Source organism: Methylomonas methanica, from assembly GCF_001644035.1.
Taxonomy (GTDB): Bacteria; Pseudomonadota; Gammaproteobacteria; order Methylococcales; family Methylomonadaceae; genus Methylomonas; species Methylomonas methanica_A.
The window spans coordinates 42347-64233 of record NZ_LUUG01000122.1 but is presented as its reverse complement, the minus strand read 5'-3'; the positions used below and the strand labels follow the sequence as shown (position 1 = coordinate 64233).

The window sequence follows — 21887 nt, the reverse complement described above, 5'->3', positions numbered from 1 at the left end:
GAGAATGATGTTAATCACAAGAATTTTAGTCGGCGGCATTTTGGCTGGGATGTTCACAGTGGCGCAGGCGGCCGGTTTAACGATAGAAATTACCAAAGGTTCGCAAACTGCGGTGCCTATCGCCATCGTACCGTTTGCCCAACAAGGCTCTATTGGCAATGTCAAATTGTCCGATGTGATCAGTTCAGATTTGGGTGGCAGCGGTTTTTTCAAAGCTTTGCCGGAAGACGATATGTTGACCAAGCCCAGTGAGCCGGAGCGCGTTAACTTTAAGGATTGGCAGGTCCTGGGCCAAGATTATATGGCTATTGGCCAAGTGGTCGGCAATGGTGGTAGCTACAACATCCAGTTTCATTTGTTCAACGTGCATAACGGTCAGTTGTTGATGGGCTATCGTTTGACCGCTGGCGCCAACGAATTGCGCCGTGCCGCTCACCACATCAGTGACCTGATTTACGAAAAACTAACCGGTCGCAAAGGTGCGTTTAACACCCGTATTGCTTATGTTACCAGCGTTCGCCGCGGCAACGGCAAGCAGTTTATGCTGCAAGTCGCCGATGCCGACGGTTACAACCCGCGCACGATTGCCGAATCGCCGGAGCCGATTATGGCACCTGCATGGTCGCCGGACGGCAGTAAAATCGCTTATGTATCCTTCCACACCAAACGTTCGGAAATTTGGGTGCAAACTTTGGCGACGGGTCAACGGGAAAGCGTTTCGTCATATCCTGGCATCAACGGGGCGCCGGCTTTTTCACCGGATGGCAGCCGTCTAGCGATTACGCTGTCAAAAGACGGCAGTCCGGATGTTTACGTATTGAATTTGGGTAGTCGCTCTTTGACGCGTCTGACCAGCGGTTTGTCCATCGATACCGAGCCAACTTGGTCGCCAGACGGCAGTTCTATCTTGTTTACGTCCGATCAAGGCGGTAAACCGCAGCTTTACCTGATGCCTGCCTTAGGTGGCAAGGCCAGTCGTGTCACTTTCCAGGGCGACTATAACGCTAGAGGCCGTTTTTCCGCAGATGGCAGAAGCTTAGCGATGGTAACCGGCAGTGGTGGTGGCTATAAGATTGCGGTTATGGATATGGCTTCGCGCACCGTGAACGTATTGACCGAGGGTAATCTTGACGAATCACCCAGCTTTGCGCCTAATGGCAGCATGGTTTTATTTGCCGCGAATCGCGGCGGCCGGTCGGCCTTATCGGTAGTGTCTACCGATGGCGCGATGCAACAAAAATTGGCATTCGAGAGTGGCGAGGTCCGCGAACCGGCCTGGGCACCTTGATTGCAAGCGCGATAGCCCTCACACTATCGCTACCTGAGTTTTACTTAATATTTGGAGAAAATTGATGAGATTTAACAAAACCTATTTGGCTTTAGCCATGACTGCGATTTTGGTAACGACCGGCTGTAGCTCAACCGAAGAAGAAGGCTTGGCGGATTCTTCTACCCAAGGCACCGACGCTTCTACCAGCGGTTACAACGATGGCTCGATGTCCGGCAGCCAATTCGGTTCAGGTAACGGTAGCAGCTTTGGTTCCGGTTCCGGCGCAAACCTGGGGCCTGAATTCAGCGATCCTAACAACCCGTTGTCCAAACAAGTCATTTACTTCGAAATCGATAGCAGCCAAGTCAAACAAGAATACGTGCCTGTCGTAGCAGCACATGCACGTTACTTGGCTTCACATCCCAATCAACACGTTATCCTGTCCGGCCATGCCGACGAGCGCGGTTCCAGCGAATACAACATCGCACTGGGCGAACAACGTTCTAAATCAGTAGAGAGAATGATGCGTTCACAAGGCGTCACCGCGAGCCAATTGGAAGTAGTTAGTTACGGTGAAGAAAAACCTGTCGTGTCTGGCCATGACGAATCAGCTTGGCAGCAAAATCGCCGCGTGGAAGTTGGCTATCAATGAGTAAGCGTGCGCTTCTGATACTGGGTCTCGGCTTTGGCTTATGTGCCGAAGCCGATGCTGCGCCTAACGGCGCCGGTTATCCGGCCGCGAATGCTTATGCGCAGCCGGCCGCCACTGACAATGCTATTTTTGAGGTATTGGGCAGATTAGAGCAGTTACAGTCCGAAGTGCAACAATTGCGCGGCATGGTCGAGGAGCAATCCCAGACCATCGCCGACTTGCAAAGAAAACAGAGCAATATGTACTCCGATCTTGATGATCGGATGCAGGCGCTTACCGCCGGCGGGCCAGCGCCGTCGGGTCAATCATCTCCCGCACCAGCACCAGCTGATGCGGCGGCTGCTCAACCTTCTGCGCCAGCGGCCCCGGTTGCACCAACTCCGGCGCCAGTCACAACTGCGACGCCAGCTCCGGCAGCGCCCGTCGTAGTGGACAATAAGCCGACCGCGACGGCAGCACAAGGCAACGAAAAGGAAAGGTATCAGTCGGCTTACGACACGTTGCGTAACGGCCACAATGCCCAAGCCATCAAAATGTTTCAGGATTTGCTGAAAGATTTTCCGGCCGGCGAGTTTGCCGACAATTCTCAGTATTGGTTGGCGGAAGCGTATAAGATCAACCGGGAATTCGATGCGGCGCGCGGCGCGTTCAATAAGGTGGTCAGCCAATACCCCAACAGCTCTAAAGTGCCGGATGCCTTGTTGAAACTGGGCTATATCGAATTCGATCTGCAAAACACCGCAAAAGCTCGCGATTATCTGACGCGGGTGACTACCAGCTATCCAGGCACCACTGCTGCGCATTTGGCGGAAAAAAAGCTGGCGCAAATGCCGCAATAAATTGGCGTGCGGATGGATCAAACGCTACGTATTACCGAAATATTCTATTCCCTGCAAGGCGAGGCGAATACGGTGGGGCTGCCTACCGTATTTATTCGCTTGACTGGCTGCCCTTTGCGTTGCAACTATTGCGATACCGCTTACGCTTTCAACGGCGGCGAAAAACTCAGTATCGACGATATTCTCCAGCAAGTTGGCCATTACAAGACTCGCTATGTGACGGTAACCGGCGGCGAACCTTTGGCACAACCGGCGTGTAATTCTTTAATGGTTAGACTGCTCGATGCCGGTTACCAGGTGTCGCTGGAAACCAGCGGTGCCCTGGATGTGGCGGCGGTCGATAGCCGAGTCAGTAAAGTGATGGATTTGAAAACGCCGAGTTCCGGTGAGCTTGAGCGCAATCGGTATGACAATATCCAGTATTTAACGGCGCACGACCAAGTCAAATTCGTGATTGCCGACGCCGCCGATTACCAATGGGCCAAACAGCAACTTGAGCTATATCGCTTAGTTGAACATTGCCAAGTACTGTTCTCGCCGGTGATGGATGTGATGTCACCTACCGAACTGGCCGAGCGTATTTTGGCCGACCAATTACAGGTTCGGTTTCAAATTCAATTACATAAATTTCTTTGGAACGACGCGCGTGGAAAATAACAGCAGTTCCAGACCGGCAATCATTTTGTTGTCCGGCGGCCTGGATTCTATAACGGTATTGGCGCTTGCCAAGCAACAAGGGTTTGCTTGCTACGCATTGAGTTTTGATTACGGCCAGCGCCACAATGCCGAATTGGAAGCTTCGCGGAGAATTGCCAAGCACTATCAGGTCGCCGATCACAAGATTATCAGCCTCGGGTTGAGCGCAATCGGGGGGTCCGCTTTAACCGATGCCCGGATTGATGTGCCGACTTCTCCGCAAGCCGGCATTCCGGTGACTTATGTGCCGGCCAGAAACACTATATTTTTGGCGTTTGCCCTGGGTTGGGCTGAAGTGGTGAAAGCGCATGACGTATTTATCGGTGTGAATGCTGTCGATTATTCCGGTTACCCCGATTGTCGGCCGGAATTTATTAAAGCTTTTCAGGATATGGCCAACCTGGGCACCAAAGCCGGAGTGGAAGGGCATAAAATTCAAATTCACACGCCGTTGATAGCACTGAGTAAAGCCGAGATCATTCAAAAAGGCTTGGCACTGGGTGTAAATTACGCGGATACCGTTTCCTGCTATTCAGCGGATATCAAGGGCAGAGCTTGCGGCGTGTGCGATGCCTGCCGATTGCGTGCGGCCGGTTTTGAAAATCTGGGCGTGGACGATCCGACTCATTATCGACCTAAATAACCGGGGTTGACGCGCATTTATTAGAAACTCAAATAGCACGGGTATTTATTTGTCGGCTAAGCTATAAATAAATTTATCGTCGATCCGAGGGTCTTTCAGTATGCAAGTCAATCAAACCAAGTCCCAGTTTGTCGCTGTGGCCTCCATCGCCGCCGAATTGAGCGCGGTGATGGAAGTGGCCAAGGAAATTTCCCTAGCGGCAGCCAATGCCAAAGCGATTGCCTTTCGAGCCGGGGAAAAGGCCAAGGGCTTCCAGCCCATTACCGACTTCATCAACGAATTGGCCAAGGATACGATCGAATTGGTCAATAACATCAACGAATACGCTTTCCACCTCTATCGCCTGACAGTCAATGAACAACGCATGACAGAAGCGTGCAGACGTTTCGAGAAGGTCGGGCAGTTGGCTGTCGGCGCTCGATATGCCGATTCTTTGAACGCCCCATTGCAACAAGTCAGACAAAGAAATCAGGTTTGTCATCGCGAGTTTATTATTCAGGTTTCGGAATTATTGATTAAGTTGGCGGACGTGATGCATCCAGCTAGGGCGGCCCGGGTGATTGCTGCCAACTCCCGTATTGAGGCGTCGCAAGCGGGCGAGTATCTGCAAAGTCTGCAAGCGGTCGCTGAAAGCGTCGACAACGCTGCGCAAATAATCAACGACAAAGTGCATAAATGTCGGAGTGCGTTGACGATTATTAACGTCGCCGAATAGCGCGCCAATCAAATCCAGTATCGCCAAGAGGTACAGTTAGCATGAGAATGACCAAAATTTATGAGGGCGCCTACCAATGGATAATGTTGGGACGCGACGAACATAAGCCCGAGAAGATTATCGATACCAACCAATATATGGTGAGGACCGCTAATCGCTGCTTATTGATCGATCCGGGCGGCATAGAACTGTTTGCGCCAATGCTGGCGGCAGTTTTGCACCATGCCCCGGTCGAGGAAATTACCGATTTGTTCGCATCGCATCAAGATCCGGATATCATTTCGTCTTTAGGTTTATGGGATCAGGCGCTGCCCAACGCCAAGCTGCATGCCTCGGCTTTGTGGGAAGGTTTTTTAAGGCATTTTGGCTGTGAAACTATCGAATATGTGCCGATTCCCGATCATGGCGGTGTCATCAATCTCGGCAGTACCGAGTTGCAAATCGTGCCCGCGCACTACCTGCATGCCTCCGCCAATTTCCATATTTACGATCCGCACGCCAAAATCCTGATGTCCGGTGATGTCGGTGCCGCCCTGGAAGCGCCGGCTATGCCGGTGTTTGTGGAGAATTTTGATATGCACGTGGAGAAAATGCGTTATTTCCATCAGCGTTGGATGCCCTCCAATCAAGCCAAGCGGGCCTGGATCGATAGGGTCAGGAAACTGGATATCGACATTTTGGCGCCGCAACATGGCCGGATGTTCAAAGGCGATGATGTGAAGCGTTTTCTGGATTGGTTCGAGGCCTTGCAAGTGGGGATTGCCGTATAAAACAAGCATTTGCCGAAAATTGGGTTTATAATCCGGCCATTACGAGCCCCCGTCGCGAGATGGGGGTTTTTTGTTAGTGAGAGTAGTTGAGGTATCTCATCAAGCATGGCGCAAAAACTTTATATACAGACTAACGGCTGTCAAATGAACGAATACGATTCCGATAAAATGCGGGACGTATTGATGGCATCGCACGGGATGGAATTGACCGACATTCCGGAACACGCCGATGTGCTGTTACTAAACACTTGTTCGATACGCGAAAAAGCCCAGGAAAAAGTGTTTTCCGCCGTCGGGCGCTGGAAAAAAATCAAAGATAAACGTCCCGGTGTGATTATCGGCGTCGGTGGCTGCGTTGCCAGCCAAGAAGGTGCCGCCTTGCAAAAACGCGCGCCGTATGTAGACATCGTGTTTGGTCCGCAAACCTTGCACCGCCTGCCGGAGTTGTTAAACCAGGCGCGCAGCGGTGGTAAGCATGTCGTGGATATTTCTTTTCCCGAAATTGAAAAATTCGATAATTTACCGGAACCGCGTGCGGAAGGCCCTAAGGCCTATGTGTCCGTAATGGAAGGGTGCAGTAAATATTGTACCTATTGTGTAGTGCCTTACACGCGCGGTGAAGAAGTCAGCAGGCCGCTTAACGATGTGATTGCCGAGATTGAGACGCTAGCCAAGCAAGGCGTGCGCGAGATCAATCTGCTCGGCCAAAACGTTAATGCCTATCGCGGTGCGATGGAAGACGGTGATGTCGCCAGCTTTGCGCTGTTGTTGCATTTTGTCGCTGCTGTCGACGGTATAGACCGTATTCGCTTCACCACCTCGCATCCCTTAGAGTTCACCGACGACATCATCGAAGCGTTCGCTGAGATTCCGCAGCTGGTCAATCATTTGCATTTACCGGTGCAAAGCGGCAGCAACCGCATTTTGGCCGAGATGAAGCGCGGCCATATGCGTGAAGATTATCTGGAAATCATGCGCAAAATGAAGGCCGTGCGGCCAGGCATCAGCCTGTCTTCGGATTTCATCGTCGGTTTTCCCGGCGAAACCGAACAGGATTTTGAAGATACCATGGCACTGATTGAGGAGGTCGGTTATGACTTGTCTTACAGTTTTATCTTCAGCGCTCGGCCGGGTACGCCGGCGGCCAATTTTGCCGATGACGTCAGTATGGCGGTTAAGGAACAGCGTCTGAAGCGCCTGAAAGACCGGCTTAACGAGATGTTCATGGCGATTTCCGAAGCGATGATCGGTAGCGTGCAAAGCGTACTGGTAGAAGGCATTTCCAAGAAAAACCCGCTGCACCTGACCGGCCGTACCGAAAATAATCGCGCCGTCAATTTCGCCGGGCACCCGCGCTTGATCGGGCAATTTGTCGATGTCTACATTGCCGAAGCCTTGCCCAATTCGCTACGGGGCCGCCTGGTGGAATCGTCCATAGAAAAAATTACGCAGACCGCCTAGTGTTGACCGCCAGCCATTTTTCGCAAGAAATCACTCTATTACCCGCCGATGCGCAACGCCTGTCCAATTTTTGCGGGCAGTTGGATGCGCATATCCGCCAAATCGAGCAACGCTTGCAGGTGGAGATCGCCAATCGCAGCAATCATTTCAAAGTGACGGGCGTTGATGCAGCTGTCACAGCAGCTTGCGCGGTGATTCAGAAATTGTTCGAACTGACCGAGCGGGAAGAAATTACCCCGGAACAGGTGCATTTGAGTTTACAGGATGCCAGTATCGATCAGCTATTGCAGGCGGCTCCGCCCGTGAGGTTGGAGCCGGTAGCGATTAAAACCAAACGCGGTGTGATCAAGGGGCGCGGCTTCAATCAGCAGGACTATCTGCGCAAAATCCTGTCGCACGACATCAACTTCGGCGTCGGTCCCGCCGGTACCGGTAAAACCTATCTGGCGGTGGCTTGCGCGGTTGACGCGTTGCAAAACGAGACGGTACGGCGGATTATCCTGGTGAGACCCGCAGTGGAAGCCGGCGAGAAATTGGGTTTCCTACCGGGCGACATGGCGCAAAAAGTCGATCCTTATTTGCGGCCGCTGTACGATGCGCTTTACGACATGTTGGGCTTCGAACGCGTCGAGAAATTGCTGGAAAAAAATGTCATCGAAGTAGCGCCCTTAGCCTTTATGCGCGGCCGAACCTTGAACGACTCCTTCATTATTTTGGATGAAGCGCAAAATACCACAGTCGAACAGATCAAGATGTTTCTGACCCGGATCGGTTTCGGCTCCACGGCGGTGATTACCGGCGATGTCACGCAAATCGATTTGCCCAACGAAAAAATGTCCGGTTTGAAGCATGTGTTGAAAGTGCTGAAGGATGTGGAGGGTATCAGTTTTACCTTTTTCGGCGTGCGCGATGTGGTCAGGCATCCTTTGGTGCAGCGGATAGTTGCCGCCTACGAGCACTACGAGAAAGAGCACACGCCCTCGGTTTAGTGTATGAATTATATCGATATGCAAATTGCTACTTCGGCGCCTCACCCCGAATTGGAGCAGTTTCAGCGATGGGTGGATGCCGCGCTAGCAATCTTTGAGGATGGCGCGGACTGCGAGCTGGTGATTCGTTTGGTCGATGATGCGGAAAGCGCCCAACTCAACCAACAATATCGCCATAAGACCGGGCCCACCAATATCCTGAGCTTTCCCTTTGAAGCGCCGGCGGGTATGGACATGGACTTGCTCGGCGATTTGGTGATTTGCGCGCCGCTGATTGCGCAGGAAGCAGCGCAGCAAAACAAATTACCCGAACATCATTGGACCCATATCACTATACACGGCGTATTGCATTTGCTAGGGTATGACCATATAGAGGATCAGGATGCCGAACAAATGGAAGCATTAGAGATCGAGATTTTGAGCAAATTAGGTATAGCAAACCCTTATATGGAGGATGGAAAGTAATGAGCGATGGTAACCCCCCGAGTAGTCAACCCCATAAGAGCTTGATCGAGCGCATCGGTCATTTTCTGAGTGGGGAACCGCAAGATCAGGAAGACTTGCTGGAGATATTGAGAGAATCGCAAGAAAAACATCTGTTAGACTCTGACGCGTTGGCCATGATGGAAGGCGTGATGCATGTGGCGGAGATGCGGGTCAGAGACATCATGATTCCGCGTTCGCAAATGGTGGTCGTGCCCAGGGATGCGGAACTGGAAACCATCTTTCCCTTAGTCGTCGAATTTGCCCATTCCCGTTTTCCGGTCATCGAAGAAGACCGTAGCAAGGTGGTCGGCGTTTTGCTTGCCAAAGACTTGCTGGCGCACGCTTTGCGGGACAAAACCCTGAAAGTGGAAGATGTGATGCGACCGGTCAACGTGGTCCCGGAAAGCAAACGCTTAAACGTGCTGCTGAAAGAGTTTCGCACCGAACGCAATCACATGGCCATAGTGGTAGACGAATACGGCAATGCCGCCGGCTTGGTGACGATTGAAGACGTCCTGGAGCAAATCGTTGGCAAGATCGAAGACGAGCACGACGACGACGAAGTACAAGAATTTATTTCCCAGCGTAGCGAAAAAGAATTTATCGTCAGCGCGCTGACACCCATCGAAGAGTTTAACGATTATTTTTCCGCCACCCTGGAAGACGACGAATACGATACGCTAGGCGGTTTGATCGTGCAGAGGCTAGAACATTTTCCGAAGAAAGGCGAGAAAGTGGAGCTGGAAGATTTCTGTTTTGAGGTATTGCGTGCCGACAATCGGCGGGTGCATTTATTGAAATTGAAGATCAAATAAGTGTGTTCTTTGCGCTGGTGCCGGAGGCCTGAAGGATTAGCAGTTCCTCGAACGCATCGGCAGGCAGGGCTCTGGAGAATAAATAGCCCTGCCCATAGTCGCATTCCGCTTCCAGCAGTAGTTGACGTTGTTGTTCGGTTTCTATGCCTTCCGCGATGACCTTCATACCCAACTTGTGCGCCATCACGATAATCGCTTCGCAGAGAATTTTGTCGCTGGAATTCGGCGACAAATTGCCGACAAAAGACTGATCTATTTTCAGATAATCGATATCGAATTTTTTCAGATAAGCTAGCGACGAATAGCCGGTGCCGAAGTCATCCAGCGATACTTGAATTCCCGCGTCTCGAAAGGCCAGTAATTGATCTTTCACCACATTGCTGGCGTCCAACAGCAAGCCCTCGGTAATTTCCGCCACGATGCTTTGTCCGGGCAGTTCAAGTGTTTGCAAGTATTCCAGCCAAGTGCCATGGGAATGGTCGTCGTAGAACTGCACCGGTGATTTGTTGACGCTGATTTGAAAATCCGGATGGTACCGGGAACGCCATTGTTTAACCTGACCTGCCGCTTGTTTAAATACCCAATCGCCGATCTCGGCAATCAGGCCTATATCTTCGGCAATATGTACAAATTCGCCGGGGCTAACCATGCCGCGCGTCGGGTGTTGCCAGCGTATCAGCGCTTCGGCTTTGTGGATGGCGCCGGAGCCCAGTTCCACGACCGGCTGGTAATACACCTCAAACTGGTTTGCCTCCAGAGCATTGCGCAAATCGTCGGCAATCAGCATTCGCGCTAGTGCGGCTTCCTGCATTGACGGGGTGAAATAACAATAGCGATTACGGCCCTGATGTTTGGCGGCGTACATTGCCTGATCGGCGTTTTTGATTAAGGCATCGATTCTCTCGGCGTCCTTGGGGTAGAGCGTGATGCCGATACTGGCGGAGATGTAGGCCACTTTGCTTTTCAGCTGAAAAGGTTCGGCCAATCTTTGCAGGATATTTTTGACGACGCGTTCGGCATTGTCGGCGTCATCCAGTTCGCCGAGGATGACTGTAAATTCGTCGCCGCCCAATCTGGCGACAGTATCCGAATCGCGCACGCAACGCAGCAGCCTTTGCGAGGCATCTTTCAGTAATAAATCGCCCATATCGTGCCCCAGCGTATCGTTAACTTCTTTGAAACGGTCCAGATCAAGCAATATCAATGCAACCTGTAAGCCACTGCGATGCGCCTTTTTGATTTCCTGATCCAGTCTGTCGTGGAACATACGGCGGTTGGGTAGGCCGGTAAGTGGGTCGAAATTGGCTTGGGTCCAGATCAGTTCTTCGGACTGTTTCTTTTGGGTGATGTCCGAAAATAATGCAACGCGCCGTTGTGGCACGCCATCCGCGCTAAATATGGTATTGATGGTCAGTTGCTCGGCGAATATGTCGCCGTTCTTCCGGCGATTCCAAATTTCGCCTTTCCAGTGACCGTTGCTGTTGATGGCTTGCCACATGGCTTGGTAGAACTGTTCGCCCTGCCGCTCCGAGTTCAGAATGTTATGGTTTTTACCGATGACTTCTTCCAATGTGTAGCCGGTCAACGCGGTGAAAGCCGGATTAACATTGATAATCATGCCTTGTGCGTCGGTCACGGCCATAGCTTCGCTGCTGTTTTGATACACTAATGACGCCAATTGCAGTTCTTCATTGCTGCGGCTGCGGTCAATTGCGATGCCGGCCAGATGCGAAGCTTGTTCAATCATCTGGATATCGTCGGCTCCCGGTGCCGCAGGCTGTCGCTGGTAAATAGCGAACGTGCCCAACAATTGGCCGGAGGAGCCTCGGATCGGTTCCGACCAGCAGGCCCCTAAGTCGGCCCGTGCCGCAAGCTCGGTAAAAGGCCCCCAATAAGTATGATTTTGAATATCTTCGACAATGACGCGTTGGCCAAAGTAAGCGGCAGTGCCGCATGAGCCGACGCCGGGACCTATGAACAAGCCGTCTACGGCGGCATTGTAGAAGTCGGGCAGGCGCGGTGCCGCACCAATAAATAAGCGATTGCCTTCGCTATTTAATAACAAGATTGAACAGAGTAAGTCCGGATTTTGGGTTTCCACACCCCACACTACCGCTTGCAGGATCTCCGGTAATGCCGCACCTTTGGACAGTAATTCCAGCACGTGGTTATGGGCGCGTTCGCGATTAGCCGCTTGTTGGCGATCACTGATATCCATGGCAATACCGATAATGCCGACCGTTTCTTGGTTGATGTCCTGTAATTGGGTACGGGTTATCTGTATGGTATGCCGTTTGCCGTCGGCAAATTTTATTTGCTCAAGAGATTGATGCGGTTGGTTCGTTTGCGCTAAACAGGCTTGATCGGCGCTTAGAAAACGGCCAGCCATTTCCGAGCCAAACAACTCGGCAAGTTGCTCGTTAGCAATGAAACGGGCTTCCGGTAAGCCAAGGGCGTCGCAAAAGGTATGGTTTACAAACAAAAAGCGCGTATCAAGGTCGGCCAGCCAAATGCCGACCGGTGCATTATCCAGAATGGCATGCAACTTGGCTTCCGAGGCATGTAACTCGGCTACTTGCGAATTTAATTGCTCAGTCATCGAGATGAAGCTATTGGCTAGATAGCCGATTTCGTCGTTACGATGCGTGGGCAAGCCGGTTAGCGGTGTGCCCAGCTTGAATTGACCGATGGCGGTCGTCATCGAATTTAACGGTTTGGCCAGGACGCGCGCCAACATTAGCGAAATTGCACTTGCCAGCAGGCTGAACAACAATGTGATTTCAATTACTCCCACGCCGAGAGCCTTGCTTTCCACCAATACGTTTTGCAGCGGCGTATACAAGCCCAGCATCACGAAGCGCCCGCTGCTTTCCGAACCCAACGACAGTTTTACGAAAGCGGCTAGTGAAGAAGGTGCCAGACTTTGCGTATCGCTGGACGCGAACACCGAATGCTCTTGTTTGCCAGCCAGAATCGCTTTTATGTCCGGGATGTCATCCTGAATCAGGAAACTGCGCCCGCTCTCAAATCCAAAGGTTTTTGCAGCGTCGGGGTGAATCAAGTAGTCCCCTCTGTCATTGCTGAGCAGCAATTCAATATCGTCGGGAATGTTGCCGCGCACTTGCTCGAACAATCCCTGCAAGTCGACATTGATGACGATCACAGCGATGGTGGCGTTCGACGATTTGATTGGCATCGCTATCCGCAGGGTGGGTTTGCCGAATCCCAGGTGAGTACCCAATTCTTGGTTTAAATTGATTTCGGAAACGTAGTATTGCTCGGCGGCCAGAGGCACGGTTTCGAATACGTAAGGGAAATGGTTTTTCTCTTGTAATTGTGCTTCGGCAATGACTTTTAGGTTGTCCCGGTCTCTATCGACTCTGACCAATTCCTTGCCGTAATGTTGTGTGTCAATCAAACGGATTTGACTGTATTCGGGATGGGCGTTCAGCAGGCTAACAAAAATCTCCGCCAATTGATTTTTGCGTACGGTCAACTTTGAATCAGGTTTCGCCGAGACGATGTCGGCGCTGACCGGCATATTGGCCAGAAACTTTACGTTGCTTGCGGTGGCTGCCAACGCATCCGCGAAGCGGTGTCCCAAGGCTTGGGTGTCGTTGAGTAGCTTATCCTTGGCCGTTCCCACCAGCATGGCGCGGCTACGGTCGTAAACATAATAACCGGTCAGGCCTGTCGATAACGTGCCTAGCAGTGCCAGCCAGAAACCCAGTTTTATGCCTATGCTGGAGCGCACTCAGAAGGCCTCGGGTACTTCGCCGGAAATGATTCTATCCCATAGCGTTTTGCGCACCAGCGGATTGGCTATCGGTTCCAACCAAATGATGGGCTGGTTTTGGGTGCTGTCGTTTTCTGACGCGGTGATGGTGTTTGCCAAGCCGTGTTGCTGGGTGAGCCGTTCGCTGACCGCTTTTTCCAAGGTGTAATTAATCCATTTTTCCGCTAATTCCGGGTTTGGGCTATTGCGGGTGATCGCCCAGCAATCCAGCCAGGCCAGCGCGCCTTCACGGGGAATGACGTAGCCGATGTCCGCACCTGCTTCGCGCAGGGCTTTCAGTTGTTGCGTGCCGTAATTGCCGAAAATCAAGGCTACATCATACTTAACAAAAAGCCTGGTGGCTTCTTCGGCGGTCGCGTAAAAGGTCAAAACATTGCGACGCAACTTGACCAGTTCGCGAGCAGCCTGTTGTAGCTCGGGATCTGTCATGCGGAACGGATTGGACACGCCCCTTAGTAATCCGACCATGGAAAAATTGTGATTACTGGCGTTAAAAGCCAGCACCCGGCCCCGATAAGTAGCGTCCCACATGGCTGACATGGATTGTGGAGCAGTATTAACTAGTTTACGGTTGTAGATCAGCCCCATTTCCGAGTAGGTGTAAGGAACGGCATACGTATTGTTCTCACGAACCAGGCCGGGGATAGCTTGCAAGTTTTGGAAACGCGGCAATTGCTGGGTGTGGTTGGGGATATTCACCATTCTGATCGGTCTGCTTAGGCCCTGATCGATGTAGCGCTGTAATTCCGCAGTATTGACAGCAAATACGTCATAGTTGCCGCTATTAATTTTTTGCCAAAGGTCGTCGTCGGACGTTACCAGGGTTAATTCTATTGCAACGTTGAACCGCTGCTGGAAAGCCGAAACCACTTGATTGTCGGCGTAGCCGTCCCAAGTGAGTACCCGCAGCGTTTCCTGGGCGGACACCCAACCGGATGTTGCCAGACATATGATCGTTAGAAAATATGTAAGAACGGTCACGGAACGTTTAGCAATGATGCTCATAAGGCTGTTGGCATGAATTTGTCGGGCCATCATAACCAATTAGTATGCGCTTTCCGCCAATTACAATATTGATATTATGTTGCTGCGCACAGATTCCGAAAATAATTCCGTGACGATGTCGGGCGTGATTGTGTAGCCGGTAGTTTAAGGTGGGCCCGGATTAATCTGCTTGATCGACTTTGATCAGAATGCGTAAAACGTTTTGCCGGGTACTGTGGTTGAAACTGTTGAAGCCGCGACTGTCGGATTTTTCGGTGTCGGCATTGCCGGCAATTTCCACCCATTCGCCGAGATTGGCGCGTAAAGTGGTGCGAGCGGATTGGGTTTCGATATGGCCGTTGCGCTGAAAGCTGTCCGACCACGGTTCGACATCGAGAATGACCTGGTTGCCGGTCAAACGCGGCGTAACAGCGAAGCCTGTACTGGCTTCAATCATCTGGGTGTTGGTGCTTACTGCGGAACCGTAACCATAGCCCGAGTCGTAGACGCTGTAATTTTGCACCGGCCGCACCTGTCCGGTTTTGATATGGGCCGCCTGGCCTTCCAAGGTGCGTAATTGTTGATGTTGCTGCCGGTTTTGCAAATCCTCGGTGTTGCCCATCATGCCGCGCATCCGAATCATATTCGGCGCTGCGGCAATCGCCGCTTCGGCGTTCAACTCGGCTGCGGTTTTGCTGCTGGTTTGCAGTACACTGATGACCAAATTGCTGAGCCGGGCATCGAGTTTTTGAATGAGTGCTCTAATTTCGCCGAGTTTGGCGGGATTGGTTTTAACGATCAGACTGGAGCCATTATCGATGACGCGATCTTCGGCATCCAGCAAGGGTGCCACTAAAGCTTGGACTTCAGCGGCGGGGCGGTTGACGAGCGGGATGACTTCCATCACCGATTCGTCGGCGACCGCGAGGCCGGCTATCAACATCAGGCCGGCCAAGCAGGTTTTAGATTTCATTGTAAAGCGCGAGATATTGATTCGCACTGTTTTGCCAGGAGAAATCCTTGATCATCGCGTTACGCTGAATTTTTTTCCACACCGGTTGGTTGTGGAATAGTACCAGACTGCGTTTGATGGCTTCTATCAGCGCTGCCGCCGACGCATCGTTAAACGAGATGCCGCTGGCGGTGCCATTGCTGATGCTTTCCGGTAGTGCATCGACCACCGTGTCTGCCAAGCCGCCGGTTTTTCTGACAATAGGTATCGTGCCGTAGCATTGGCTATACATTTGATTTAGACCGCAAGGTTCGAAGCGCGATGGCATAAGGAATATGTCGGCACCCGCTTCGATTTGATGCGCCAAGCGTTCGTCGTAACCGATGGTGATGGACACTCGTTCGGGATACAGGCGGGCAAACTCCTGCAGGCGGTATTCGATGCTTTTGTCGCCGCTGCCCAGTAAGGCAAATTGCAAGGGTAGGGTGGTCATCTCCTGTAGACAGCTCAGTACCAGATCGATGCCTTTTTGCTCGACTAATCGACCGATCAAGCCGAACAAGGGTGTTTCCAAATCCACCGGCAAGCCCAGCTGCTGTTGCAATGCCGTTTTGTTGACTTGCTTGTCTTTTAGCTTGTCGACGCTGTAAGGCTGCGCAATATAAGCATCGTTGGCCGGATTCCAGACCGACACATCAATGCCGTTGATAATGCCGCGCAAGTGGCTTTGCTTATGCGCCAATAGGCCCTCCAAGCCGTAACCGAACTCAGGGGTCTGGATTTCCTGGGCATAAGTGGGACTTACCGTGGTAATACGGTCGGAATAGCTCAGGCCGCCTTTGATGAAGGACAGCATGCCGTGGAATTCCAGGCCGTCGGGATGTAGTAATTGCCCGGGCAGATTTAACTGGGCGTAGGTGCTGCCGGGGAACAGGCCTTGGTAGGCCATATTGTGAATGGTAAAAATCGTCGCCGGCGGGTTGGGTTCCAATGACAGTAGCGCGGGTACCAAGCCGGTCTGCCAATCGTTGCAATGCACGATGTCGGCGTGCCAATTTAAATAAGCCCGGTTGGTGGCCACTTCCACGATGATGCGGCAGAACAACGCAAAGCGCTCACCGATGTTCGGCCAGGGTCGCCCGGCTTCATCGAGGTAAGGGTTACCGGGAAAATTGAAGAACGGCGGATAGTCCACCAGCCAGACGATGACATCGCTGTCCGGCAAGCGCGTTTCCAATAGGTTAACGTCGCAATTGTTGACTCGTACCGTGCACAGATAACGGCCGGGCTCGCAATTCTTGATGCCTTGGTAATTAGGCATGATGATGCGCACGTCCTGGCCCAGTTCTGCCAGGGCCAAGGGCAGGCTGCCGGCGACATCCGCCAGGCCGCCGGTCTTAATCAAAGGATGGGTTTCGCTACTCGCGAACAGAATTTTTTTCATGACGATTAAAACTACATTTTCAAAATAATGCCGGCCAGGGGCGGCAAGGTTACGGAAATGGAGTGGTCTTGATTCATCCACGGTTGCGGTTCGGATAGTACTGCGCCGTTGCCGGTGTTGCTGCCGTCGTAATACTGCGAATCCGAGTTGAAGATTTCGTAGTAAGTCCCTGGGTTAGGTACGCCGATCCGGTAGCTTTCGCGAGGAACGGGCGTGAAGTTCAGGATCACGATCAGATCTTCATGCGCCGATTTGCGGCGGTAGCTAATGATCGATTGCTGATAATCGTGGCAATCGATCCACTCGAACCCGTGGTGATCGAAATCGTAGCGGTGCAGCGCCGCGTGGCTGGCATAGAGTTTATTCAAGTCTTTAACCAGGGTTTGTAGACCTTTGTGATGCGGGTAATCCAGTACATACCAATCCAAAGTGCGGTTGCAACTCCACTCGGTACCCTGACCAAATTCGCAGCCCATGAACAACAGTTTTTTGCCCGGATAGGTAAACATCATCGTATACAGCAGGCGCAAATTGGCAAAGCGTTGCCATTCGTCACCGGGCATCTTGTTCAGCATCGAGCCTTTGCCGTGCACTACTTCGTCGTGTGAAAACGGCAGTACAAAGTTTTCGGTGAATGCGTAAAGCAGGCCGAAGGTCAGCGAATCGTGATGATATGAGCGATGAATGGGTTGTTCCTGCATGTAGTGCAGAATGTCGTGCATCCAGCCCATGTTCCACTTCATCGAGAAGCCCAAGCCACCGGTCCAGGTCGGGCGAGTGACTTGCGGCCAGGAAGTCGATTCCTCGGCCATGATCACCGTACCGGGATGCTGTTCGTGGGTGACGGTATTCATCTGGCGCAGGAAATCGATGGCTTCCAGGTTTTCGTTGCCGCCATACATGTTTGGAATCCAGTCGTTGGCGTCGCGGGAATAATCCAGATACAACATTGAGGCCACCGCATCGACGCGCAGGCCGTCCAGATGGAATTCCTCCAGCCAGAAGAAGGCGCTGGACAGCAGGAAGTTTTTCACTTCGTTGCGGCTGTAGTTGTAGATCAGCGTGCCCCAGTCGCGGTGCTCGCCCTTGCGCGGGTCTTCGTGTTCGTACAGCGGGGTGCCGTCGAAACGACCCAGCGCGAAGCTGTCTTTCGGAAAGTGGGCGGGCACCCAGTCCAAAATCACGCCGATGCCGTTTTGATGGCAATGATCGACGAAATAGCGGAAATCATCCGGGGTGCCGTGGCGGCTGGTGGGCGCAAAATAACCGGTGGTTTGATAGCCCCAGGAAATGTCCAGCGGATGCTCGGTTACCGGCAATAGCTCAATGTGGGTAAAGCCCAATTCCTTGACGTAATCCACCAATTGCTCGGCCAGTTCCCGGTAATTCAGGAAATTGCCGCGATGGTCGCGCCGCCAGGAGCCCAGATGAACCTCGTAAATCGACATAGGCTGATGCAGCCAGTCGTGTTGCGGGCGTTGGTCCATCCAGCTGCCGTCTTGCCAGGTATAACTGTCTTCGGCCGTGACGATGGCCGCGGTTTGCGGACGGAATTCGAATTGCTGGCCGTAAGGGTCGGTTTTGACCAACAGTTGGCCGGTATGGCGATTGAGAATTTCAAACTTGTACAGGCAGCCGACCGCCAGGCCCGGAATGAAAATTTCCCAGATACCGCTGCTGCCCAAGCTGCGCATCGGATGGCAACGGCCGTCCCAGCGATTGAAGTCGCCGATGACGCTGACCCGCTGTGCATTCGGCGCCCAGACCGCAAAATGTACGCCGGGAATGTCGGCTACGCTGTGTAGATGCGAGCCAAGCTTTTGATAGATGTGCCAATGCCGGCCTTCGGCAAACAGGTGCTGGTCGAATTCCGGTAGTACCGGGCCGAAGCAATACGGATCGTACTGTTGATGGTCATGGCCGTCCTTGTCAGTCCAAAATAATTGGTAATGCTCGGGGATAGCTTGGTTGCCCGGATGGTATTCAAAAAAATCGGTATCGGGAATGCGTTTGAATTCAGGGCCTTTTGGGCTGTTTATTCTCACGGTTTCCGCATAAGGCAAATACACTTTGATGACGTTGTCGCTGCCTTGACCATGACGGCCTAGCACGGCGAAAGGATCGTGATGCTTTGCTTCGGTGAGTTTTATTAGTTCTGAATCAAGCGTGTTGGTTTTGCTTGGCTTGTTCATTTTGCAATGCCTCAGTTATAGTTTAGTTATCGGTTGGCAGGAATAGCAATTTTGGTAATGACCGACTTTTCAGCATCAAATCGCTTGAGTTTTTACTTTTCCGTGAAGAGTAACGATAATGGCTCCACGCGGCAAGTGGCAGGTAGAGAAATCTGTTAAATGTCGGTTGCAGTCGGTTTTGGGCGGTACAGCTTATTTAATTGAAAGAGGATACACATGTCAGTCGTCGATACACATCAAACGGAGAGACGGGTCAATGATTTAACCCGCAATACCATTGCGTTAATTCTGGCTGGCGGACGCGGGTCGCGGCTAAAGGATATGACCGACTGGCGGGCCAAGCCGGCGGTGCCGTTTGGTGGTAAATTCCGTATCATCGACTTTCCCTTATCCAATTGTATCAACTCCGACATTCGCAAGATCGGTATCCTTACCCAGTATAAGGCCGATTCGCTAATTCGCCACATTCAACAAGGCTGGGGCTTTTTGCGCGGCGAGTTTGGTGAATACGTCGACTTAATGCCGGCGCAACAACGGCATGACGAACATTCCTGGTATCAAGGCACCGCCGATGCGATTTATCAAAACATCGACATCTTGCGGGCCCGTAACCCTGAGTTTGTGTTGGTGTTGGCCGGCGATCACATTTACAAGATGGACTACTCGGTCATGCTGGCCGACCACGTCGCCAATAAGGCCGATCTAACGATAGGCTGCATCGAGGTATCCCTGGAAGATGCCAAAGCGTTTGGTGTGATGCATGTTGATGAAAATCGCCGGGTCAAGGCTTTTGTGGAAAAACCCGAAAACCCGCCCGTCATGCCCGGCCGTGAAAATACCGCGCTGGCTTCCATGGGTATTTATATTTTCAATGCGGGGTTCTTGTTTGAGCAACTGATCAAGGATGCCGATACCAAAGGCTCCAGCCGTGATTTCGGTAAGGACATCATTCCGTCGGTGATCGAAAAATACCGGGTCAATGCGTATCCGTTCCTGGATTTACAAAGCGGCCAACAAAGTTACTGGCGCGACGTGGGAACCATCGATGCGTATTGGGCGGCCAATATGGAATTGGTTGGGGTTAAACCAGACATGAATCTTTACGATAATACTTGGCCGATCTGGACCTATCAAGCGCAAACCCCGCCCGCCAAATTTGTGTTCGACGACGACGATAGACGTGGTCAGGCAATCGATTCCATGGTCTCCGGCGGTTGCGTAATTTCCGGAGCGACGGTGCGCCACTCCCTGCTGTTCTCCATGGTGCGGGTCAATTCATACAGCTCGGTACAAGACTCGGTGGTATTGCCCGAAGTGAATATCGGCCGACACTGCCGGATTACCAAAGCCATCATCGAAAAAGGTTGTCAGATACCGGAAGGTACGGTGATCGGCGAAGACCGAGCGGAAGACGAAAAACGTTTTCATGTCAGCGAGGGCGGCGTGGTGTTGGTGACATCCGATATGCTCGGACAAAGACGGAATTATGTCCGATAAAAAGCTCAAGCTGGTGCTGTGCTGGCACATGCACCAGCCGGAGTATCGCGACATGCAGAGCGGTGAATTCAAATTGCCGTGGACCTATCTGCACGTGATTAAGGATTATGTGGATATGGTCGCGCATCTGGAAGCAGTGCCGGCGGCTAAAGCAGTAGTGAATTTTGCGCCTATCCTGCTGGAGCAGATCGAAGATTATTCGAACCAGGTCAGCGGTTATTTGCACGACAGAATTGCTATCAAGGATCCCTTGTTGGCAGCTTTGGTCGAACCCTCTGTTTCCGCCGATCCGGAGAAGCGTTTAAAGTTATTGCGGGATTGCCGGAAAGCCAATCGCGAACGGCAGATCGAGCGTTATCCGGCTTTTCGTAAATTAACCGATATGGCCGACTGGATTGAAGGGCATCAGGATTCGGTGAATTATCTGAATGCCCAATTCATTTCCGATATTTTGGTCTGGTATCACTTGGTCTGGATGGGCGAGACGGTCAAGCTCAACGATAAGCGCGTGAAGCGCTTAATCGAAAAAGGCAGCGGTTTTAGTTTGCATGACCGCATCGAGATAGTTGAAATTATCGGCGATCTATTATCGAAAGTTATATATCGTTATAAAGCCTTGGCCAGAAAAGGTCGCATCGAACTGTCGGTGACGCCTTATGCACATCCGATCATGCCATTGATGCTCGAGATAGACAGCGCCCGCGAAGCCATGCCCGGCGTAACCTTGCCGGCTATTACCCATTACCCCGGCGGTGAAGAGCGGGTGCGTTGGCATTTGCAAAAAGGCTTGGCGACTTTTCGGCATTTTTTCGGTTTCGAACCGCAAGGTTGCTGGCCGTCCGAGGGCAGTATCAGTCAGCGGACCTTGCAAGTGTTAGCTGATTTCGGTTTCAAATGGGCGGCCAGCGGCGGCAATGTCTTGCATAACAGCATACGTGCCAGCGCGACTGGTGAAGCGGTTCCTGTGCATCGACCATTCAAGCTGGGTTCCGCGGAGATCGCCTGCTTTTTTCGCGATGATGGTTTGTCGGATTTAATCGGGTTCGAATATTCAAAATGGCACGCCGACGATGCAGTGGCGGATCTGATTCAGCACTTGGAAAATATCGCCGATTATGAACTCCAGACGCCCTTGGTTTCGATAATCATGGACGGCGAAAATGCTTGGGAATATTTTCCGGATAACGGGTATCATTTTCTTAGTGCGCTGTATAAGCGGCTTAGCGAACATCCCCGTATCGAATTAACCACTTTTTCGGACTATCTGGATAGCGCGGCTCCCCAAGCCGGATTCTTGCCGAAACTGGTGGCGGGCAGTTGGGTGTATGGTACGTTTTCGACCTGGATTGGCGATGCCGATAAGAACTGCGGCTGGGATATGTTGGCGGATGTCAAAATCGCTTTCGACAAAGCTGTCGCCAACGGCAAACTCTCCGAGCAACAAATGGCTGTCGCACAGGTGCAACTGGGCGTCTGCGAGGGATCCGATTGGTTTTGGTGGTTCGGTGATTATAATCCGGGCGAAGCGGTCAGCGATTTTGAAAAACAGTATCGGCTTAATTTGAGCAATCTATATCGTTTGCTGGGTGAAGAACCTCCGCCGTATCTGGCTTTGTCGTTTACGCAAGGCAGCGGCAGTCCGGCGATGGGTGGCGCAATGCGGCGCGGTATTCAAATATAATAAAA

Annotated in this window: 18 protein-coding genes; 13 read left to right on the top strand and 5 right to left on the bottom strand. The window is 52.0% G+C overall.

Translation table 11 applies throughout. The features are described from left to right. The first annotated feature begins 4 nt into the window (after positions 1-4). The 11 genes from tolB to A1332_RS22160 all read left to right on the top strand — a co-directional run bounded on the left by tolB (position 5) and on the right by A1332_RS22160 (position 9336). Positions 5-1288: a Tol-Pal system beta propeller repeat protein TolB gene (gene tolB, locus A1332_RS22210; RefSeq protein WP_064010585.1), complete on the top strand. Its 1284-nt coding sequence runs from the start codon at positions 5-7 to the stop codon at positions 1286-1288. Positions 1289-1352: 64 nt separating this feature from the next. Then, a complete protein-coding gene (gene pal, locus A1332_RS22205) occupies positions 1353-1922 on the top strand; it encodes a peptidoglycan-associated lipoprotein Pal (RefSeq protein WP_064010584.1) in 570 nt (189 codons plus the stop codon). After that, a complete protein-coding gene (ybgF, locus tag A1332_RS22200) occupies positions 1919-2761 on the top strand; it encodes a tol-pal system protein YbgF (protein WP_064010583.1) in 843 nt (280 codons plus the stop codon). The genes pal and ybgF overlap by 4 nt, the downstream gene beginning before the upstream one ends. Positions 2762-2773: 12 nt before the next feature. After that, complete coding sequence (queE, locus tag A1332_RS22195; RefSeq protein ID WP_064010582.1) at positions 2774-3418, top strand: 7-carboxy-7-deazaguanine synthase QueE; 645 nt, start codon at positions 2774-2776, stop codon at positions 3416-3418. Beyond that, the gene (queC, locus tag A1332_RS22190; RefSeq protein ID WP_064010581.1) at positions 3408-4100 is read left to right on the top strand and encodes a 7-cyano-7-deazaguanine synthase QueC; all 693 of its coding nucleotides are present in this window, start codon (positions 3408-3410) and stop codon (positions 4098-4100) included. Before queE ends, queC begins: the two co-directional genes overlap by 11 nt. Positions 4101-4200: 100 nt before the next feature. Continuing rightward, positions 4201-4815 (top strand): hypothetical protein, encoded by a 615-nt coding sequence (locus A1332_RS22185; protein WP_064010580.1) that lies wholly within the window; start codon positions 4201-4203, stop codon positions 4813-4815. 41 nt (positions 4816-4856) lie between these two features. Beyond that, the gene (locus A1332_RS22180) at positions 4857-5585 is read left to right on the top strand and encodes an MBL fold metallo-hydrolase (protein WP_064010579.1); all 729 of its coding nucleotides are present in this window, start codon (positions 4857-4859) and stop codon (positions 5583-5585) included. 105 nt (positions 5586-5690) lie between these two features. Further along, on the top strand, positions 5691-7046 hold the full coding sequence (miaB, locus tag A1332_RS22175; RefSeq protein WP_064010578.1) for a tRNA (N6-isopentenyl adenosine(37)-C2)-methylthiotransferase MiaB: 1356 nt from the start codon (positions 5691-5693) through the stop codon (positions 7044-7046). After that, a complete protein-coding gene (locus A1332_RS22170; protein ID WP_064010577.1) occupies positions 7046-8035 on the top strand; it encodes a PhoH family protein in 990 nt (329 codons plus the stop codon). Before miaB ends, A1332_RS22170 begins: the two co-directional genes overlap by 1 nt. Before the next feature lie 3 nt (positions 8036-8038). Continuing rightward, positions 8039-8500, top strand: coding sequence for an rRNA maturation RNase YbeY (gene ybeY / locus A1332_RS22165; protein ID WP_064010576.1), 462 nt, complete (start codon positions 8039-8041; stop codon positions 8498-8500). Next, the gene (locus A1332_RS22160) at positions 8500-9336 is read left to right on the top strand and encodes an HlyC/CorC family transporter (RefSeq protein ID WP_036275591.1); all 837 of its coding nucleotides are present in this window, start codon (positions 8500-8502) and stop codon (positions 9334-9336) included. Before ybeY ends, A1332_RS22160 begins: the two co-directional genes overlap by 1 nt. Here the strand turns inward: A1332_RS22160 and A1332_RS25110 are convergent. From A1332_RS25110 to glgB, 5 genes are all read right to left on the bottom strand, one after another. After that, positions 9329-13090, bottom strand: coding sequence for an EAL domain-containing protein (locus A1332_RS25110; protein ID WP_082879832.1), 3762 nt, complete (start codon positions 13088-13090; stop codon positions 9329-9331). The genes A1332_RS22160 and A1332_RS25110 overlap by 8 nt on opposite strands. After that, positions 13091-14137: an extracellular solute-binding protein gene (locus A1332_RS22150; RefSeq protein WP_231890387.1), complete on the bottom strand. Its 1047-nt coding sequence runs from the start codon at positions 14135-14137 to the stop codon at positions 13091-13093. A 160-nt stretch (positions 14138-14297) separates the two neighbouring features. Next, entirely contained in the window at positions 14298-15089 is a 792-nt protein-coding gene (locus tag A1332_RS22145; RefSeq protein ID WP_064010574.1) for a type II and III secretion system protein, read from the bottom strand. Next, the gene (glgA, locus tag A1332_RS22140; RefSeq protein ID WP_064010573.1) at positions 15079-16512 is read right to left on the bottom strand and encodes a glycogen synthase GlgA; all 1434 of its coding nucleotides are present in this window, start codon (positions 16510-16512) and stop codon (positions 15079-15081) included. Before glgA ends, A1332_RS22145 begins: the two co-directional genes overlap by 11 nt. A gap of 11 nt (positions 16513-16523) precedes the next feature. Next, positions 16524-18704: a 1,4-alpha-glucan branching protein GlgB gene (gene glgB, locus A1332_RS22135; RefSeq protein WP_064010572.1), complete on the bottom strand. Its 2181-nt coding sequence runs from the start codon at positions 18702-18704 to the stop codon at positions 16524-16526. 216 nt (positions 18705-18920) lie between these two features. Between glgB and glgC the strand changes: the two genes are divergently transcribed. Together glgC and A1332_RS22125 are read left to right on the top strand one after the other, a co-directional pair. Continuing rightward, the gene (gene glgC / locus A1332_RS22130; protein ID WP_026146964.1) at positions 18921-20201 is read left to right on the top strand and encodes a glucose-1-phosphate adenylyltransferase; all 1281 of its coding nucleotides are present in this window, start codon (positions 18921-18923) and stop codon (positions 20199-20201) included. After that, the gene (locus A1332_RS22125) at positions 20191-21882 is read left to right on the top strand and encodes a glycoside hydrolase family 57 protein (protein WP_064010571.1); all 1692 of its coding nucleotides are present in this window, start codon (positions 20191-20193) and stop codon (positions 21880-21882) included. The genes glgC and A1332_RS22125 overlap by 11 nt, the downstream gene beginning before the upstream one ends. Positions 21883-21887: the final 5 nt, after the last annotated feature.

Coding starts and splice junctions, on each gene's coding strand:
- tolB (WP_064010585.1), top strand. CDS start 5: ATGATGTTAATCACAAGAATTTTAGTCGGCGGCATTTTGGCTGGGATG.
- pal (WP_064010584.1), top strand. CDS start 1,353: ATGAGATTTAACAAAACCTATTTGGCTTTAGCCATGACTGCGATTTTG.
- ybgF (WP_064010583.1), top strand. CDS start 1,919: ATGAGTAAGCGTGCGCTTCTGATACTGGGTCTCGGCTTTGGCTTATGT.
- queE (WP_064010582.1), top strand. CDS start 2,774: ATGGATCAAACGCTACGTATTACCGAAATATTCTATTCCCTGCAAGGC.
- A1332_RS22185 (WP_064010580.1), top strand. CDS start 4,201: ATGCAAGTCAATCAAACCAAGTCCCAGTTTGTCGCTGTGGCCTCCATC.
- A1332_RS22180 (WP_064010579.1), top strand. CDS start 4,857: ATGAGAATGACCAAAATTTATGAGGGCGCCTACCAATGGATAATGTTG.
- miaB (WP_064010578.1), top strand. CDS start 5,691: ATGGCGCAAAAACTTTATATACAGACTAACGGCTGTCAAATGAACGAA.
- ybeY (WP_064010576.1), top strand. CDS start 8,039: ATGAATTATATCGATATGCAAATTGCTACTTCGGCGCCTCACCCCGAA.
- A1332_RS22160 (WP_036275591.1), top strand. CDS start 8,500: ATGAGCGATGGTAACCCCCCGAGTAGTCAACCCCATAAGAGCTTGATC.
- A1332_RS22150 (WP_231890387.1), bottom strand. CDS start 14,137: ATGAGCATCATTGCTAAACGTTCCGTGACCGTTCTTACATATTTTCTA.
- A1332_RS22145 (WP_064010574.1), bottom strand. CDS start 15,089: ATGAAATCTAAAACCTGCTTGGCCGGCCTGATGTTGATAGCCGGCCTC.
- glgA (WP_064010573.1), bottom strand. CDS start 16,512: ATGAAAAAAATTCTGTTCGCGAGTAGCGAAACCCATCCTTTGATTAAG.
- glgB (WP_064010572.1), bottom strand. CDS start 18,704: ATGAACAAGCCAAGCAAAACCAACACGCTTGATTCAGAACTAATAAAA.
- glgC (WP_026146964.1), top strand. CDS start 18,921: ATGTCAGTCGTCGATACACATCAAACGGAGAGACGGGTCAATGATTTA.
- A1332_RS22125 (WP_064010571.1), top strand. CDS start 20,191: ATGTCCGATAAAAAGCTCAAGCTGGTGCTGTGCTGGCACATGCACCAG.